Below are 15,529 nucleotides of genomic sequence, written 5' to 3' on the forward strand. Positions count from 1 at the left end.
GAGGAGGGTGAACGAGACAAAGCAAAACTCGGGCGAGCCAAACCGCGAGGACGCGAAGTTGTGCCTGCGACAAAAATCACATTCCGCGCGGTGCCGGCGCCGGAGACAACAAACCCCGCCGATCTATGAATGCCGGTTCATTGCTGCGGAGAATTCGAATCGGTAAGAATTCGCTCGTTGCGCGTCTCGCGTCGTGCAACGAACCGGGGGCGCATCGATCGCGTCTTGAACCTTTCGATTGCGCCTCCGACGAATCTTTCAAGGCAACGCCATTGGTTGCCGCGGCGCCTGCGCCGATCGACGTCAGGCACCGACAGCCCGTTTCGATCGGGAGAATTTCATATGAAGTATTTTCTGTCTGCACTGATCGCGGTCGGTCTATCGATTGCCGCCACGCCGTCGTTCGCGGCTGACGCGCGCAACGTTACTGTCGTCAACGAGACCGGCTATGCCATCAAATTCCTGGGCTTCAACGCTCCGGACGATGGCATGGACGAATGGGACAACGAACTGGAGAAGGTCTTGCAGAACCAGGCGAGCACCTATGTCGAGTTCGACGATGACGACGAAGGATGCGTCTGGAATGTCCGCGTCGACTGGCAGAACTATGACGAGACCGTGCTCTGGAAGAACGTCAACCTCTGCAAGTTCACCGCACTTCGGCTGCGCTACGATTCCGGCACCAAGACCACTTCGTTCGTCGCCGAGTAATTTGACCTGAGGCCAGGCGGAGGAGGGCCGCGTGCCCTTCCTCGCGGCAATGTGCCAGATAGCGAATTCGTCCTTTGCAAGCGCAAGCGGCTTTGTTATACGCAGCCGCGCGCGAACGACGGGTTCGCCCTTTTCCTCGGTAGCTCAGCGGTAGAGCATCCGACTGTTAATCGGATGGTCGCTGGTTCGAATCCAGCCCGGGGAGCCAAATTCCGCTTTATTGTCAACGGCTTGCATTCAGACTCTGATCTGATGTGCGATCTCGTTGCGGCAAATTCTCAATTACATGTGTACCGTGGCGAGCCGGCATCCACGGGGCGACGCCAAAACGACTCAATTGAAATCGAGATTCCTGGCGCCGGTCCTTTACGGAGCTGATTCCATGCGAGACATCCAGGTCGACCGTTCCCCGCTGGCTCCCTCCATTCTGCCGGGGGACGTCCTCGAACTCAGCGACGACGAATGCCTCGCCTGTCTGGCGCGCGCGGTCGAGACCCACGATTCGGCACGGCTGGATGAAGTCGCCGCATTGATCGGCCGCCTCGCGGTCACGATCGAATAGGTCTCGCCCTCGATGTTGCGAGTTGCGGAACGGCCCGATTCGCGGGCCAAAGCCATGTTGCGTTTTCGCAGGGCCTGTTCCAAAGATGCCGCCAACTTTCGTCCGCGGCATCGTCCGCCTTGCAGGGTCCGCAAATGTCCGTTTTCTCGACGGCGCGCCTAAAAATGGTCGATGGCCAGGTGCGCACCAGTGACGTCACCGACCGTCGTGTTCTCGACGCCATGCTCACGGTTCCGCGCGAGGCTTTCGTGCCGGCTAGCCGGCAGGCATTGGCGTATCTCGACCTCGATCTCGACGTCAGCGAGGACGGCGCCAAGCGGTTTCTGATCAAGCCGCAGCTGACCGGCAAGCTGCTCCAGGCCGCCGAGATCGGCGAGGATGACAACGTGCTGGTCGTCGGCTGCGCCACGGGCTATCTCGCCGCGCTGACCGCCAAGCTTGCGCGTCAGGTCATCGCGACGGAATGCGATTCGGCCTTAGCCAAGAAGGCCAACGACGCCTTCGCCGCCCTCGGGCTTGCCAACGTGGCCTGCAAGGCCGCGGCCTGCGCCGAGGGTGATGCCGCTGCTGGCCCCTATGATGTGATCGTCCTCAACGGCGCCACCGAGGTGACGCCTTCAGGGCTGCTCGGGCAGCTCAAGGAGGGTGGGCGCCTGGTGGGGGTCTCGGCCGAATCCAGGCCGCCGCGAGCCATGATCGTGACCCATACCCATGGCGAATTCGGCCATCGGGCGCTGTTCGATGCCGCGGCCCCCGTGCTTCCCGGGCTGGAACGGGCCGCCGCCTTCGTCTTCTGACGGCCGATAGCGGCTTTAGCCCATTAAAATCCCGTTCTGAATCAGAAGTGTGGCCGGGATGCTGCACGTGAAGAGTTTCCACCGAGAACCACCCTCAGGTAGTTCCGTCGCGCTTGACCACGTCCTATGTTGCGACGGGGCAACGACTCCACTCGTAGACGGTAACCCAGCTCGCGGGCACGAGCCGGGCGTTAGAATGAACGGAATTTTTGGATGCATGGGGTGAAGCTCTTCACCGGAGCAGCGGTTTCGGTCCTGCTGCTGGCGCTTGCCGCGCCGACGCCTGCCTTGGCGGATACGATCGAGGCTGCGCTGGTGCGCGCCTATCAGAACAATCCGCAGCTCAACGCGCAACGCGCCCAGGTGCGCTCGACCGACGAGAACGTGCCGCAGGCGCTGTCGGGCTATCGGCCCAAGGTCGGGGTCAACCTCAGCACTGGCTATCAATATCAAGATATTCAGCAGCAGCAGAAGGGTCTGCCAATCCATAGCGATCCGCCCCTTCAGCCCAACAGCGCCAGCCTGACCATCAACCAGACGCTCTACAACGGCAATCAGACCGCCAACAGGACGCGCGCGGCGGAGAGCCAGGTCTCGGGGTCCCGCGAGGCGTTGCGCGTGCTCGAGCAGACGGTCCTGTTGCAGGCTGCCACCAGCTACATGGATTATCTTCGTGACTCCGCCACCCTCGAAGTTCAGCGCAGCAACGTGCGCGTGCTCGAACAGACGCTCAAGCAAACCCGCGATCGCTTCAATGTCGGCGAGGTGACGCGCACGGACGTGGCACAATCCGAAGCGCAGCTCGCGGCCGGCAGGACCCAGGCCCTGACTGCCGAATCGAATCTCACGACGACGCGCGCGAATTTCCGCCGGATCATCGGCAACGAGCCGACGAACCTTGCGCCGGGCTCGCCGGTCGATCGTTTCCTGCCCGGGACGCTCGCCTCCGCCGTCGGTCTCAGCCTGGTGGAGAACCCCAACGTCACGGCCTCGATGTTCGGCATCGACGTCAATTATCTCCAGGTCAAGATCAACGAAGGCGCGCTGCTGCCGACCCTCACGGTTCAGGCTGGCATCACCCAGTCGTACCAGCAGACGCTGACGGTCTTCCGAACGACGACCGCGTCCGCCATTGCGACCGCCTCGGTGCCGATCTATCAGGGCGGCGCTGAATATGCGCTCATCCGCCAATCGAAAGAGAATCTGGCGCAGCAGCGCCTGAATCTTGAAACCACACGCGATCAGACCCGCGCCAACGTCGTGCAGGCCTGGGGCCAGTTGGAAGCTGGCAAGGCGCAGGTGCAGTCCGCGCAGGCGCAGGTTACGGCCTCCGAGATCGCGCTGAACGGCGTGCGCGAGGAAGCGAAGGCCGGCCAGCGCACCACGCTGGACGTGCTCAACGCGCAGCAGGCGCTGGTCAACGCGCGCGTGGCGCTCGTCACTGCCCAGCATGACCGCGTGGTGGCGTCCTATTCGGTGCTCAACGCGGTCGGCCGTCTCGCGCCGCAGGTCCTCGGCCTCAACACCACGGTCTACGATCCCAGCGTCCACTACCAGCAGGTTCGCGACAGCTGGGCCGGCGTACGCACGCCAGACGGCCGCTAGAGTCCCGTAATCACCCGGTCGGCCTCGCAAATAGCCGAAGCCGACCGGTGCTTTGCTTGCAATCATCAAAATCCCTGACATAGCCTTGCCAAGAAGATGCGGGCCGATTCGCTTTGCATCCGATGCCGTGTGCGTAAAGCATGAGGTGCCGACGGCAGGGGCCGCACCGCTGCACGTTGAGCGGTCATCTGGGGACAAGTCGGGCTGCCGTGACGAAAATGTCGGGCGACCCATCCGGAACCGGCCAATCCTGTCGTGCTTGGTGTAAAACAACGCATGCGAGGGCGTTGATGATGTGGAGTCGGAGATGACGCAGCCTGCAAAGGTCACAGAACCCTCGATGGAGGAGATTCTGGCCTCGATCCGGCGCATCATTGCCGACGATGAGGCCAAGCCGCCGCCGGCGGATGCCGCCAAGCCCGAGAAAGCTGCCGCCCCCGCCGCGCCACCGAAGCCGCAGGCGATCAACGATATTCCGCCATCCAAGGTCGCGCCGCCCAAGCCGGCCGCCGAGAAGCCCGCACCGCCTCCGGCAGCAAAGCCGGCGCCGCCGCCGGCCCCCGCACCCGAGGCGGATGCATCCAACAATCAGGACGACATCGACGCTTTGCTGGCGGGCCTCGACACGGCCACGGCTGCGCCGGAAATCCGTGCACCCGAACCGGAGCCCGAACTCGAGCCCGACGTGCTGGAATTGACCGACGATATGGCGCTGGCGATGGAGCCGACGCCGCCTCCGCCGCCGCCGAGCTTCCGCAAGGTCGAGCCGCGCGACGATCTCGAATTCGCCGAATCGCCGCCCCCGCGTCCGACGCCGGCATCCTATGCGCCCGTGGACTTCGATGCGCCGCCACTGCCGCCCCAACAGCCGATGCTGGCGCAATCGACGGTCTCCGCGGTCGAATCCGCCTTCAATTCCCTGGCCCACACGGTGCTCAGCAGCAATGCGCGAACGCTGGAGGATCTGGTCAAGGAGATGCTGCGTCCGATGCTGAAATCCTGGCTGGATGACAATTTGCCAGGCCTCGTCGAACGCATCGTGAAGGCCGAAATTGAGCGGGTATCGCGCGGCGGCAGGTAGATCGGGCCGCAGAGCCCTCATAAAGCCCTGCTTGTGCGTCATATTCGGTCTCCCGACCGGACCGGAAAGCCCTGTTGCCGCCCTGGCTTTCCTTTGACCTTTCCGTTGACTTGTCCGTTGACTTGGACCCCGTGCGCGGCTTTCTAACAGCGCCATGATCGAGAAAAATTACCAGCCCGCCGATATCGAAGCCCGCATGTCCGTCGTGTGGGAGGACAGCCTTGCCTTCAAGGCCGGCCGCCCGGACCGCCGCGACGCAGTGCCCTTTACCATCGTGATCCCGCCGCCGAACGTGACGGGCTCGCTGCACATGGGCCACGCCCTCAACAACACGCTCCAGGACATCCTGTGCCGGTTCGAGCGCATGCGCGGCCGCGACGTGCTGTGGCAGCCCGGCACCGACCATGCCGGCATCGCCACCCAGATGGTGGTGGAGCGGCAGCTGATGGAGCGCCAGCAGCCCAGCCGTCGCGAGATGGGCCGCGAGAAGTTTCTGGAGCGGGTCTGGCAGTGGAAGGCCGAGAGCGGCGACACCATCATCAACCAACTCAAGCGGCTCGGCGCCTCCTGCGACTGGTCGCGCGAACGTTTCACCATGGACGAGGGCCTGTCCAAGGCCGTGGTCAAGGTGTTCGTCGAGCTGCACCGCGATGGCCTGATCTACAAGGACAAGCGGCTGGTGAACTGGGACACCAAGCTGCTCACCGCGATCTCCGATCTCGAAGTGCAGCAGACCGAGGTCAAGGGTAGCCTCTGGTACCTGCGCTATCCGATCGAGGGCAAGATTTTCAGCCCCGACGATCCCTCGAGCTTCATCGTCGTTGCCACCACGCGCCCGGAGACCATGCTCGGCGATACCGGCGTCGCCGTGCATCCCGACGACGAGCGTTATCAGAAGCTGGTCGGCAAGAACGTGATCCTGCCGCTGGTCGGCCGCAAGATCCGGATCGTCGCCGACGAATATTCCGATCCGGAGAAGGGCTCGGGCGCGGTGAAGGTGACACCGGCGCACGACTTCAACGATTTCGAGGTCGGCAATCGCCACGGCCTCGCCCGGATCAGCGTCATCGACAAGGAAGGTTGCCTCGATCTCCTCGACAACGAGGATTATCTGCGCGACCTGCCGGAAGGTGCCTCGCAGTTCGCCGAGGAGTTCAACAAGCTCGATCGCTTTGCTGCGCGCAAGCGCATCGTCGAGCGGCTGGAATCGTTCGGCTTCGTCGAGCGGATCGAGCCCCACACCCACATGGTGCCGCATGGCGACCGTTCCGGCACGGTGATCGAGCCCTATCTCACCGACCAATGGTATGTCGACGCCAAGACGCTGGCGAAGCCCGCGATGGCGGCAGTGCGTTCGGGCGAAACCACTTTCGTGCCGAAGAACTGGGAAAAAACCTATTTCGAGTGGATGGAGAACATCCAGCCGTGGTGCATCTCGCGCCAACTCTGGTGGGGCCACCAGATCCCGGCCTGGTACGGTCCTGATGGCAAGGTGTTCGTCGCCGAGACCGAGGAGGAGGCCGTCAGCCACGCCCTCGGCTATTACGTCGAGCAGGAAGTCATCACGGTCGAGCAGGGGCGCGAGATGGCGCTCGACCGCAACAAGCGTGACGGCTTCATCACGCGCGACGAAGACGTGCTCGACACCTGGTTCTCCTCGGCGCTGTGGCCGTTCTCGACGCTCGGCTGGCCCGCAGACGCGCCGGAAGTGCAGCGCTACTACCCGACCAACGCGCTGGTGACCGGCTTCGACATCATCTTCTTCTGGGTCGCCCGCATGATGATGATGGGCCTGCACTTCATGAAGGAGGTGCCGTTCTCGACGATCTACATCCACGCCCTCGTCCGCGACGAGAAGGGCGCCAAGATGTCGAAGTCGAAGGGCAACGTCATCGATCCGCTCAGCCTGATCGACCAATATGGCGCGGACGCGCTGCGCTTCACGCTTGCCGCGATGGCCGCGCAGGGGCGCGACATCAAGCTCGCCACCAGCCGTGTCGAGGGCTATCGCAATTTCGCGACCAAGCTCTGGAATGCGTCGCGCTTCGCGGAGATGAACCACTGCGCCGTGCCCGAGGGCTTCGAGCCGGCGAAGGTCAAGGAGACACTGAATCGCTGGATCGCGCATGAGAGCGCGCACACCACGCGCGAGGTGACCGAGGCGATCGAGGCCTATCGCTTCAACGACGCTGCCGGCAGCATCTACCGCTTCGTCTGGAACGTCTATTGCGACTGGTATCTCGAGCTCGCAAAACCCGTGCTGCTCGGTCCCGATAGCCCTGCCAAGGCCGAGACCCGTGCCATGGTGGCATGGGCGCGCGACGAGATCCTGAAACTGCTTCACCCCTTCATGCCCTTCATCACCGAGGAGCTGTGGGAGGTGACGGCCAAGCGCGACGGTCTGCTCGCGCTGGCACCGTGGCCGCTGAAGCCGGCCGAACCGACGCCGGAGCAGCTTGCGATGCTCGCGGCGACGACGGGGCCGACCGACGCGCTCGTCTCGCCGGTTTGGGTGCTGCCGATCTTCGACCATGCCGACTTCACCGATCCCGCAGCCGAGGCCGAGATCGGCTGGGTGATCGACCTTGTCACGCAGATCCGTTCGGTGCGCGCCGAGATGAACATTCCGCCTGCGACGCTGACGGCGCTGGTGCTCGCAGGCGCCTCGGCCGAGACGAAGGAGCGCGTGCCGCGCTGGAGCGACGTCATCAAGCGCATGGCGCGGCTGTCGGATATCGCCTTCGCCGACCGTGCGCCCGACGGCGCGGTTCAGCTCCTGGTGCGAGGTGAGGTGGCTGCGCTGCCCCTGAAGGGCGTGATCGACGTCGCCGCCGAGCGCACGCGTCTCGACAAGGAGATCGGGAAGGCCGACGCCGACATCAAGCGCGCCGAGTCCAAGCTGGCGAACGAGAAATTCGTCGCCAACGCGGCCGAGGAGGTCGTCGAGGAGGAGCGCGAGAAGCGCGAGGCCGCGCTCGCCCGCAAGGCCAAGCTGCTCGAGGCGCTGGAGCGGCTCAAGCAGGCGTCGTAAGCTTATTTCGGAAACGGCTTGCTGAGGAATTTCGAGCCCCTGGCGCCATAGCGCCAGGGCAGCTCGACCGCCTTGGTGATGCCGATCCGGATGCCGGCCACCACCTCGACGTCCTCCGACCGCGCATGCAGCGCGATCGGCGAACGGTCCAGCGGCACGGCATTGTGCGCGATGGTGATGCCGAGCGCTTCGGTCAGCTTGCCCGGGCCCGAGCACAACGCGTGCAAATCCTGGAGATGGCGCCGCCGACGCATCGCGGCGATGCCATGGGTCGGCTCCAGCGCGCGGATCAGCACGGCGCTGGCAGAGCCTTCGTCCTCGCAGACGAAGTTCACGCACCAGTGGATGCCGTAGGAGCGATAGACATAGGCAAAGCCGGGCGGGCCGAACATCACCTGGTTCCGCGGCGTGGGGCCATTGTAGGAGTGCGCCGCCGGCTCGGTATGATGATAGGCCTCGACCTCGACGATGATCCCACCGACGCCGTCGACCAGCATGGTCGCACCGATCAGGTCGGGCGCGACCTCGTGGACGCTGCGTGCGAAAAAGGCACGCCTCAGCGCTTTGCCGAGCCGGGGTGTGGAAGGTTTCGAGACTGGAGCCATTCGAGGTGAGAATCGCCAGAGAACAGAGCAGGATATTGCCCATATCTGCCATGTTCCCTGAAGCGGGGCGAGCCGGGTTGCGATGCCCGGCCAGACCGATTAGGTAGGACTTGGTCAGGCCGGACACCCCATGGTCGTTATTGTCGATACCATCTCGAACCCGTTGCGCCCACGTCACCCCGAAAAGGTGAACCGGCCCGATTCCGCTTCGCCGCCGAAGCCGGACTGGATCCGCGTACGCGCGCCCAACACGCGCGGCTATGCCGACACCCGCAACATCGTGCGCGCCAACGGCCTGCATACGGTGTGCGAGGAGGCGGGCTGCCCGAATATCGGCGAGTGCTGGGACAAGAAGCACGCGACCTTCATGATCATGGGTGACACCTGCACCCGCGCCTGCGCGTTCTGCAACGTCAAGACCGGCATGCCGAACGCGCTTGACGCGGCCGAGCCGCAGAACGTCGGCGAGGCCGTGGCCAAGCTCGGGCTTGCCCATGTCGTCATCACCTCCGTCGACCGCGACGATCTCACTGATGGCGGCGCCGAGCATTTCGCCCAGACCATCCGCGCGATCCGCGCTGCATGCCCCTCGACCACGATCGAAATCCTCACGCCCGATTTCCTGCGCAAGGAGGGAGCGCTGGAGGTCGTCGTCGCGGCGAAGCCCGACGTGTTCAACCACAATCTCGAGACCGTGCCGTCGTGCTATCTCACCGTGCGGCCGGGCGCGCGGTATTTCCATTCGATCCGGCTGTTGCAGCGGGTCAAGGAGCTCGATCCCACCATCTTCACCAAGTCCGGCATCATGGTCGGCCTCGGCGAGGAGCGCCACGAGGTGCAGCAGGTGATGGACGATCTGCGTTCGGCCGATGTCGATTTCCTGACCATCGGGCAATATCTCCAGCCGACCCGCAAGCATCACGCCGTGATGCGCTACGTGCCGCCGGACGAGTTTTCGTCCTACGAGAAGGTCGCCTACACCAAGGGCTTCCTGATGGTGTCGGCGAGCCCGCTCACCCGTTCGTCGCATCATGCCGGCGAGGATTTTGCGAAACTGAAAGCCGCGCGGGCAGCAAGCGCCCGCTGAATCGCCATGCCCAATTTTTCGAGCAAGCGCCGTGTCGATCACAGCGCGTCCGAGATGTTTGATCTGGTCGCCGACGTCGAGCGCTACCCGGAATTCGTGCCGCTGTGCAGCGCGCTGAAGGTCCGACAGCGCATGGCGAAACCCGACGGCACCGAGGTGCTGGTCGCGGACATGACGGTGTCGTTCAAGCTGGTCAGGGAATCCTTCACGAGCCGCGTGACGCTCGACCGCGCCAACTTGAAGATCCTGGTCGAATATCTGCAAGGTCCTTTCAGCAATCTGGAAAACCGCTGGACGTTCGAGCCCAAAGGCGAGAGCGTTTGCGATGTCGGTTTCTTCCTCGCCTACGAGTTCAAGAGCCGCATGCTGGCGCTCCTGATGGGTTCGATGTTCGACGCCGCATTCGCGCGATTTTCCATCGCGTTCGAGAAGCGGGCGGATGCGATCTACGGACGGCGGAAGCTGGCGTCGTCGTAGTGGTTGCGGACGGGCACGCTCTCGTGTCCCGGACGCGGTGCAGCGCATAGCGCTGCTCCGCAGAGCCGGGACCCACGCCGCACCGACGGCTCGGAAGCATGGGCCCCGGCTCTGCAGCGCACCGCTGAAGGGGCGCTGCGCTGCATCCGGGGCACGAACTCCTAGCTTCAATCCACCGCCTTCACGACATCCGGCGGCTGCGAGGCATAATACGCTGAGGCCTGCTCGATTTCCTCCGCCGTCATCGCACGCGCGATGTTGCGCATCTGCTGGCTGATGTCGTTGCGACGCTCGCCGGAGGCGAAGGCCTGCAGCTGCGCTTTCATGTAGGCTTCGGACTGGCCTTCGAGCCACGGGCTGCCGGTCTTGTTGTCGAGGCTGCCGTGGCAGGCGCCGCAGGGCGCGATGCCGCGCATCGGTGCGCCGTAGATCACGATGTTTGGCTTCGGCAGTTGCGGCGTCGGGTGATAGGCCGGCAGCCGCGGCAGGTAGGCGTAATAGTTCGAGAGATCCGCGATCTCCTGGTCCGTCAAATTGACGGCGAATGGCGACATCACCGCATTGGCGCGCGCGGCGGTGCGGAAATCATGCAGCTCCTTGTAGATCACGGCGGCATATTGACCCGCAAGATTGGGCGAGTCCGCGCGGCTGACACCGGTCGGGCCGTGACAGATCGCGCAACGCTGCGCCAGCGTGGCACCGCGGCCGATCGCCTCCTGGCTCGGGCGTGACAGCGTGTTCGACGTCAGTACGACCCCCGACAGTCGCTTGGTCTGCTCCGGCGCAGTCACGCTCGCCGCGCGTTGCGGCACACCGGCAGCGCTGCAGATTGCGTCCCAGACGTTGGCGAACTGAACCCAGGGCTGCGCAAACGGCAGCACGAGGAAGCCTGCAATCGCCGTGACGATAAGGATCGCGGCTGTGATGACCACACTCGTCTTGAAATGACGATTGGTGAGGGTGAAGAGCTCCCGCGTGCTCATCACTGCGCTCCCACATAAACGGCCGGCACAGAGGTGCCCTCGGTCAGGGCCAGATTCAGGATCGGATAGCCGTAATTGGTGAGAGTGAGGGCGATCATCAACGCCACCCACAGCGCATGGGTGTTGAGCGCGACCGGGACCGTTGTGGGCTGGTGCACGGCCAACGCGAAGCGATAGGAGCCGGCGTCGACCTGCGGCGCACGCATGGCGCGGGCCAGGATCACGATGAACATGATGCCCGACGCCAGCAGGATGAAGCCGCCGATTGCCGAGAGGGTGACCGAAAGTGCCTGCGGGGCGATGGCGGGATCGCCGAAGTCGAAATAGGCCATGCGGCGCGGCATGCCGAGAATGCCGACCCAGTGCCAGGGAAAGGTCGTGACGATCATGCCGATGAACCACAGCCAGAGCTGGGTGCGGATCAGGCGGAGATCGATCAGCTCGCGCCCGGTCAGATGCGGCCACAGATCGTAGGCGATCGCAAAATACATGATTACGATGGCGCCGCCGAAGATCAGGTGGAAATGGCCGGTGATCCACTGCGTGTTGTGGATCGACGCATCGAGCTGATAGCTCATGTTGATGAGGCCGCCGGCGCCGCCGAAGCCGAGCATGACGAAGGAAAAGGCGAGGGCCAGCATCATCGGGTTGTCCCAGGGCAGGGCCCTGATCCAGCCGAACATGCCGCGGCCGCCGCGCAGGCGGGCCGCGATCTCGACCGAGGCGCAGATCGTGAACACGGTCAACAGCGTCGGCAGCGCGACCAGCGCGGTGAACGCCGAATGGATGAACTTGAAGCCGGCGCCGACCTGCGGATCGGCAAAGGTGTGGTGCATGCCGATCGGCATCGCGACCACCAGGAAGAGGATGAAGGAGATCCGCGCCATGCTGTCGGAATAGATGCGGCCGCCGATCGCGCGCGGCACGATGGTGTAATAGGCGATGTAGGTCGGCATCAGCCAGAAATAGACGATGGCATGCAGCGTCCAGGAGAAGAACACGCGCGCAAGGCCGGCGTCGATGGTGGCCTTCAGTCCGGAGGCGACCGGAATGATCTGCAGCAGCAGCTCGAGCGCGGCGCCGACCGCGGTCCAGGCCCACAGATACGAACCCGCGACATTGGCGAACATTGCGAGCGGCACCGGCGCGCCGGGATGGGCTTTCCGCCAGACGCGCAGATTGAGCGACATCAACGCGACCCAGATCCAGGAGCCGACCACGACCAGCACGACGCCGAGGTAGTAGAAGACGTTGCCGATCAGCGGCGGATAGAAGGTGTAGAGCACCGAGGCGCGGCCGAGCCCGACCGGGACCATCGCCATGATCGCGCCGACCACAATCAGCCAGAATCCCGCCCAGGCCAATCGCACACCGACCAGCCGCTGCTCCAGCGCGGATTCGCTGATGGCATAGCCAAAGCCCATCGCGACCAGGGTCGGGAAGACGTAGCCCATCACCGTGCCGTGCGCGGTCAGCGAGCGGTAATAGAGCTCGGGATTGGACAGCCATGTGCCGATCGGGCTGCGGATGAACATCTGCCAGGCGCCGAGCGTGAGCGCGATGCCGAACACGACGAAGGCCAGCCAGAAATGAGCGAGGATGAGCTTTCTATTGACCAACACAGCTCAGCCTCCCGCCGCCCTTCGCGCGGTTCGCGAAGTCAGTCTTGTCGATCACCTTGACCTTGCCCCACATGCCCTCGTGGCCGAAGGAGCAAAACTCCTGGCAAGGCATCAGATAGTCGCCGCTCTTCGTAAAGCGCATGAGCTGCTCGGAGATGTAGCCCGGCACCAGCATGGTGTTGACGTTGGTGCCCTGGATCAGGATGCCGTGGACGACGTCTGCGCTGGTGGCGCGCAGCGTGATCGGCGTGTCCACGGGCACCACGATGCAGGCCGGCGTGAAGGAATATTGCTGGCCGATCGCGCGCACGGTCACATTGCCATTGGCCTCGAGCACGCTGCCGAGATTGCTTTCGACGAACTCACCTGAGAGATGCAGCCGCGAGGGATCGGTAGTCTCGACGCGAGGTTGCGGCATGGTCGCGCGATGGATGCCGGCGAACGCCGCCAGCAGCGCCATCATCACGACGATGATCACGGCGATGGTGGCCCAGCGCCGCTCGACGCGGGCTGCGACCTCGGCGCTGGCGCTGCCGTTGCTGTGGGCTCCCTCGGCGCTCATTGCAGCGAGCCGCGCGGCAGGAACACGAACAGATAGAAGGCGAACCACATTGCCACCACGCAGGCCGTGGCGATGCCGGCGACCACGATCGCGCCGGACGGTCCCTGCGCCACGACTTCCTCGACGGCCTGGTCGGCGGCGGCTGGGCTGGTCGGCGGATCGGAGTTGAACATGGGGCCCTCAGTTCAGCGGTGCTGAGCGCAGCTCGTTGGCCTCGCGCGCCGAGACCGGCGTGCCGCGATTGCCCCAGGCGGTGCGGATGTAGGAGACGACGGCGGCGACCTCGTTGTCGGAGAGGAGGCCGGCGAAGGGCGGCATGCCGTAGGGCATCGGATTGCCCTTGGTGCCCGGCGGATAGCCGCCATTGAGCACCATGCGGATCGGGTTGACCGCCGACTGCATTTCGATCGACTGGTTGTTAGCGAGCGGCGGCCAGTGCGGTGGCTTGCCCTCGCCCTGCGCACCATGACAGCTCGCGCAGTTCTTGTCGTAAACGGTCTTGCCGAGGCTGATCAGAAGGCTGCTCTCGCTGGTCGGCAGCGCCGAGCTCGCGGCCGGCGGAGGTGAGGGCTCCGCGATACCCTTGAGGTACACCGCCATCGCCCGGGTGTCCTCGTCGTTGAGATATTGCAGGCTGTTGTGCACGACCTCGGCCATCGGGCCGTAGACCACGCCGCGCATGGAGACGCCGGTCTGGAGCAGATCCGTGATGTCCTTGATGCTCCAGTCGCCGAGCCCGGCCTCACGGTTTGACGTCAGCGAGGGCGCGTACCAGTTCTGCATCGGAATCAGGCCGCCCTTGAAGGCGTCGGATTGCGAGGTGCCGCCGAGCGCGTTGATCGGCGAATGGCACATGCCGCAATGGCCGAGGCCCTCGACCAGATAGGCGCCGCGATTCCATTCCGCCGATTTTTTCGGATCGGGCTTGAACTCGCCCTCGCTGAAGAACAGCGTGCGCCAGCCGAGGATGAGCTGGCGGTTGTCGTAAGGGAAACGCAACTCGTGCGGCTTGTTCTTCTGGTTCACCGGCGCAATCGAGCGCAGATAGGCGAAGATCGCGTCGCTGTCGGCGCGCGTGACCTTGGTGTAGGACGCAAACGGCATCGCCGGGTAGATCAAGCCGCCACCGGGAAAGCGGCCGCTGTGCATGGTCTTGTAGAAGTCGTCGCCGCTCCATTTGCCGATGCCGGTCTCCGGATCGGGCGTGATGTTGGAGGTGTAGAGCGTGCCGAACGGGGTCGGCATGGCACGGCCGCCGGCAAACAGACGGCCTTCCGGCGCGGTGTGGCAGGCGGTGCAATCGCCGGCACGGGCCAGATATTCGCCGCGCGAGATGACGTCACCAGTCTTGTCCTTGTCCTGCGCTGCTGCTGCCGTGGTGAACGCGGCGAGGGCGAGCAACTTCATGGAAAGGAGCTTGATCGACAGTTTGAAGCCCATCATCCGCCTCGTCAGTTGGGCTGGCTACCGCAGCCGAATGGCAGCGCGTAGGTGCCTTTCGGCACGGGGGCTGGGTTGGCGGGGGCAGGCCGCGTCGCAAGCCAGGCTGCGACGGCGGTGACGTCCGCCTCGGTCAGGTGACCGGCGACGAGCTGCATGCAATCAGGGGATTTCGCGGTGCGAGTGCCATAACGCCAGCCGCCGAGCTGGGCGCTGATGTAATTGGCGCGCAAGCCCAGCAGGCCGGGGATGCCCGGCTGCATGCCCGTCAGTCCCGGGCCATGACAGCTTACGCAAGCCGGAATGTTGCGGCCGGCATCGCCGCTGGTGGCGAGCAGCTCACCGTGCGCGAGGACGTCGTTGCTCACTTCGCTCGGCGCCGGCTGTGGCAGCGGCGGGTGCTCGCTGGCGAAATATTCGGCCATTGCCTCCAAATAGGGATCGGGCAGGAATTCCAGCAGATAATTCATCGGCGGGTATTTGCGCCGGCCGCTGCGGAAAGCGAGGAGCTGGTTGTAGAGATAACCGGCCGGCTTGCCTGCGAGACGCGGAAAATAGACGTCGCTGGTGCCTTCGCCCTTGTTGCCGTGACAGGGTGTGCAAGCCTCGACGCGCGCCGCCATCGTATCCGGCGGCTGGCTGGCGGTTTGCGCGGTCGCACCGTCGAGGGCGGCGATGACGGCCAAGGCAGTAACGGCGACTGCCGCAGCAGTGTAGCGAGCGAACACTCTCGTCGCCCTCCAGGGGCTGGGCCGGGTTGATTCCCGGTCACAACGTAGAGCGGCATTATTGCGCCAATATAGTCGTGTGCAAGACGGCAAGGCGCCAATGACGTTTGCTCGCGGTTGCACATTTGCGATCCCGATCGGTTTCGACAAAGTTTGCGTGCATTTTGAAAAGCAGACACAGGATTGCAGTCTCGCGACGAATCTCGCCCGAGCTTTGCTTCGTCGCGTACACCCTCCT

At 64.3% G+C, this 15,529-nt stretch carries 15 protein-coding genes and 1 tRNA gene; 9 read left to right on the plus strand and 7 right to left on the minus strand.

The window, feature by feature from the left end:
* The first annotated feature begins 342 nt into the window (after window positions 1-342).
* From AC0L2J_RS33605 to AC0L2J_RS33635, 7 genes are all read left to right on the plus strand, one after another.
* Window positions 343-711 carry a hypothetical protein gene (locus tag AC0L2J_RS33605; protein ID WP_063996380.1) on the plus strand — a complete coding sequence of 123 codons (369 nt, stop codon included), beginning with the start codon at window positions 343-345 and terminating at the stop codon, window positions 709-711.
* A 133-nt stretch (window positions 712-844) separates the two neighbouring features.
* Window positions 845-919 (plus strand) — tRNA-Asn (locus tag AC0L2J_RS33610).
* Window positions 920-1,093: 174 nt separating this feature from the next.
* Window positions 1,094-1,273: a hypothetical protein gene (locus AC0L2J_RS33615; protein ID WP_063996379.1), complete on the plus strand. Its 180-nt coding sequence runs from the start codon at window positions 1,094-1,096 to the stop codon at window positions 1,271-1,273.
* A gap of 134 nt (window positions 1,274-1,407) precedes the next feature.
* Window positions 1,408-2,070 carry a protein-L-isoaspartate O-methyltransferase family protein gene (locus AC0L2J_RS33620; RefSeq protein ID WP_473395863.1) on the plus strand — a complete coding sequence of 221 codons (663 nt, stop codon included), beginning with the start codon at window positions 1,408-1,410 and terminating at the stop codon, window positions 2,068-2,070.
* Window positions 2,071-2,283: 213 nt separating this feature from the next.
* Window positions 2,284-3,675, plus strand: a complete 1,392-nt coding sequence (locus AC0L2J_RS33625; protein WP_063996377.1) for a TolC family outer membrane protein — start codon at window positions 2,284-2,286, stop codon at window positions 3,673-3,675.
* Between the two features lie 307 nt (window positions 3,676-3,982).
* Window positions 3,983-4,756 carry a PopZ family protein gene (locus AC0L2J_RS33630; RefSeq protein ID WP_473395864.1) on the plus strand — a complete coding sequence of 258 codons (774 nt, stop codon included), beginning with the start codon at window positions 3,983-3,985 and terminating at the stop codon, window positions 4,754-4,756.
* Between the two features lie 154 nt (window positions 4,757-4,910).
* On the plus strand, window positions 4,911-7,787 hold the full coding sequence (locus AC0L2J_RS33635; protein ID WP_007610269.1) for a valine--tRNA ligase: 2,877 nt from the start codon (window positions 4,911-4,913) through the stop codon (window positions 7,785-7,787).
* 2 nt (window positions 7,788-7,789) lie between these two features.
* On the opposite strand, the gene AC0L2J_RS33640 is transcribed toward AC0L2J_RS33635, so the two are convergent.
* Complete coding sequence (locus AC0L2J_RS33640; protein WP_473395865.1) at window positions 7,790-8,392, minus strand: DNA-3-methyladenine glycosylase; 603 nt, start codon at window positions 8,390-8,392, stop codon at window positions 7,790-7,792.
* Window positions 8,393-8,522: 130 nt separating this feature from the next.
* Here AC0L2J_RS33640 and lipA point away from each other — a divergent pair, with 130 nt between their 5' ends.
* The gene (gene lipA / locus AC0L2J_RS33645) at window positions 8,523-9,479 is read left to right on the plus strand and encodes a lipoyl synthase (RefSeq protein ID WP_007591147.1); all 957 of its coding nucleotides are present in this window, start codon (window positions 8,523-8,525) and stop codon (window positions 9,477-9,479) included.
* A 6-nt stretch (window positions 9,480-9,485) separates the two neighbouring features.
* Window positions 9,486-9,956: a type II toxin-antitoxin system RatA family toxin gene (locus AC0L2J_RS33650; protein ID WP_007591145.1), complete on the plus strand. Its 471-nt coding sequence runs from the start codon at window positions 9,486-9,488 to the stop codon at window positions 9,954-9,956.
* Between the two features lie 167 nt (window positions 9,957-10,123).
* On the opposite strand, the gene AC0L2J_RS33655 is transcribed toward AC0L2J_RS33650, so the two are convergent.
* Genes AC0L2J_RS33655 through AC0L2J_RS33680 form a run of 6 tightly spaced genes read right to left on the minus strand, consistent with a single transcriptional unit; the run spans window position 10,124 to window position 15,291 of the window.
* A complete protein-coding gene (locus tag AC0L2J_RS33655; RefSeq protein ID WP_473395866.1) occupies window positions 10,124-10,939 on the minus strand; it encodes a c-type cytochrome in 816 nt (271 codons plus the stop codon).
* Entirely contained in the window at window positions 10,939-12,561 is a 1,623-nt protein-coding gene (locus tag AC0L2J_RS33660; RefSeq protein WP_473395867.1) for a b(o/a)3-type cytochrome-c oxidase subunit 1, read from the minus strand. The genes AC0L2J_RS33655 and AC0L2J_RS33660 overlap by 1 nt, the downstream gene beginning before the upstream one ends.
* Window positions 12,548-13,123 (minus strand): cupredoxin domain-containing protein, encoded by a 576-nt coding sequence (locus AC0L2J_RS33665; protein ID WP_063996370.1) that lies wholly within the window; start codon window positions 13,121-13,123, stop codon window positions 12,548-12,550. The genes AC0L2J_RS33660 and AC0L2J_RS33665 overlap by 14 nt, the downstream gene beginning before the upstream one ends.
* A complete protein-coding gene (locus AC0L2J_RS33670) occupies window positions 13,120-13,296 on the minus strand; it encodes a hypothetical protein (RefSeq protein WP_007610286.1) in 177 nt (58 codons plus the stop codon). Before AC0L2J_RS33670 ends, AC0L2J_RS33665 begins: the two co-directional genes overlap by 4 nt.
* Before the next feature lie 7 nt (window positions 13,297-13,303).
* Window positions 13,304-14,563, minus strand: a complete 1,260-nt coding sequence (locus AC0L2J_RS33675) for a cytochrome c (RefSeq protein ID WP_371449434.1) — start codon at window positions 14,561-14,563, stop codon at window positions 13,304-13,306.
* 11 nt (window positions 14,564-14,574) lie between these two features.
* A complete protein-coding gene (locus AC0L2J_RS33680) occupies window positions 14,575-15,291 on the minus strand; it encodes a c-type cytochrome (RefSeq protein WP_473251461.1) in 717 nt (238 codons plus the stop codon).
* Window positions 15,292-15,529: the final 238 nt, after the last annotated feature.

The organism is Bradyrhizobium sp. MV1.5, assembly GCF_055807615.1.